This window comes from Bacillota bacterium (genome assembly GCA_040754675.1).
GTDB lineage: Bacteria > Bacillota > Limnochordia > Limnochordales > Geochordaceae > Geochorda.
On sequence record JBFMCJ010000693.1, the window covers coordinates 1 to 1947 of the forward strand.

The following is a 1947-nucleotide window of genomic DNA, read 5'->3' on the forward strand; positions in this document are numbered from 1 at the left end:
AGAGGCGGAGGCGCCATTGCGGGTCGTCGGTATACAACCTGTAGCCACGGGGCGGCCGGGGACGAGCCCCGGCCCTGGTATGGAGTGACCTGTCAAGACTCGCCTTCTTGGTCCTGTGTGTCTGGCCTGGTGAAACATCTGCTCGGGAGTGGTTCCAATGTGGGACGGGATGCGGGTGCCAGCGGGCGAGCGGGGCCACATCGACGGTGAATCAGCCTGGTATTCGCGGGTTTGGCTATCCGCACGCCATTGAGCCGTCTGGAGCTGCCTCGTTCTACGAACGCGCGTTCGAGCTTTCGCTCTTATCGCAAAGGGCCGGACGAGGGTTCTCCTTACCGTTGCCGTGCTCGCCCGCTGGCTGCTGCATCCCCTCCTGAGGCCATCACCCCCTCGTTCTTGTTCCCTCCTTGCCTCCCCAGTATCATGGTTCTGCCCGAGGGGAGGATAGGGCAACGCTGGGGAGCGACCCGAGCGCCCACTCGGGGGCCGTGGCGAGGGGTGGGACGGGAGGCTTCCTCCTCCTGCCCCGCCCCACAGCTGGGATACCACGGCCCAAAAGCGGTAAACCCGAGGCCCGTCGCAGCCCCCCTTCGTCCATGGGACAGTCAGTTCCCCACGCCAGCTGCGGCGCTGGAGCCGTTGGAAGGCCGTTTAGCCCACCGCCGCTTCCGCTCGGCCCTCCCCGGCAGCCAGGCGGGCGATGGCCCATATGAAGCCCAGCAGCTCCCTGGCCACGGCCGCCACCACCTTGGGCGTCGGCAGACCCCGGCCCGCGAGGCGGCGGTAGCGCCGGTTCAGCCGACCCTGTGCCTTCCAGGCGATCTCCTTGGCAGCCTCGCTACACCCTTCCTGCCGCCTCTTCAGATCGAGGCTCACCTTGGGCAGATGGCGGTAGTGATGGGCGGCTTCCACGGCCACCCACCGCACGGTGGCGTTGCCCGTCTTGGTCAGCGGTCCCCGCCGGACCCTGCCGGCGCTGGACGCCTCGCTGCACACCAGCCCAGAGTAACCCATGAGCTCCCTGGCGCTCCGGAAGCGGCCGATGTCCCCCAACTCTGCCACCAGGGTCGCCGCCGAGATCAGCTTCACCCCCCTCAGCGCCTGCAGCTCCCTCACGGTCCCAGCCAGGGGACCCTCCCGTGCTGCCCGCTCGATCTCCGCCTCAAGCCGCCCGAGCAGTTCCTCCGCCCGGCGCACGGCCTGAAGCTGCTCCCTGAGCACCAGGGTCTGGGCCACCGTCGGCAGCTGGAGGGCCTCCAGCCACTTCCAGTACCCGCGGCCCCAGCTCTTCACCCCCTCGGGCGGGTACATCCCCAGCCGCAAGAGGAACTTGCCGACCCGGTTCCGATGGCGCTGCAGGTCCTGCCGTGCTGCCTGCCTCGCGCGAGTCAGATCCCGTAACCCCTCGTGCTCCACGCCGGGAACCCACACCGGAGATAGTTCCCCGCTGCGCAAGAGACCGGCCAACTTCCCAGCATCCCTCCGGTCCGTCTTCACACGGTCCCCGGGCTTCTGGGGGATCAGCGACGGCGCCACCACGACGCAGCTGATCCCAGCCTCGGTGAGCTTCCGATACAGCACATACCCGCACGGCCCCGCCTCGTAGCAGCAGTGCAGCCGGTCAAAGGGGCCCAGCTTCCTGAGTGTCTTAAGCACGACCGCCACCTTGTTCGGGATCAGTCCCCACACCTCGGGCTTGCTGCCCCCTCGCACGTACGCCACCGCGATGGTCTCCTTGTGCACGTCCATCCCAACGTATGTGATATCCTTCTCCACGGCCGATCCTCCCTCGCTGGCAACTCCTTGCCCTGAGCTGCTCTTGTGGCCAGGGTACCAGTTGTACCCCGGCCTGGCGAGTGCAGGATCGGTCACTCCATGATATCTACGGGTCCGAAACGTGCTAAACTGGTGCTGACCAGTCCCTCTCACGGAGCTCGAGTTGAAGGC

General features: G+C 67.2%; 1 protein-coding gene. It reads right to left on the reverse strand.

Annotated features, from left to right (window positions below; all coding sequences use genetic code 11):
• Nucleotides 1-651: 651 nt before the first annotated feature.
• A complete protein-coding gene (locus AB1609_22590; protein ID MEW6049223.1) occupies nucleotides 652-1749 on the reverse strand; it encodes an IS110 family transposase in 1098 nt (365 codons plus the stop codon).
• Between the last annotated feature and the right edge of the window lie 198 nt (nucleotides 1750-1947).

Excerpts from the sequence above, each read along its gene's own strand:
- AB1609_22590 (MEW6049223.1), bottom strand. The coding sequence starts at position 1,749 with ATGGACGTGCACAAGGAGACCATCGCGGTGGCGTACGTGCGAGGGGGC.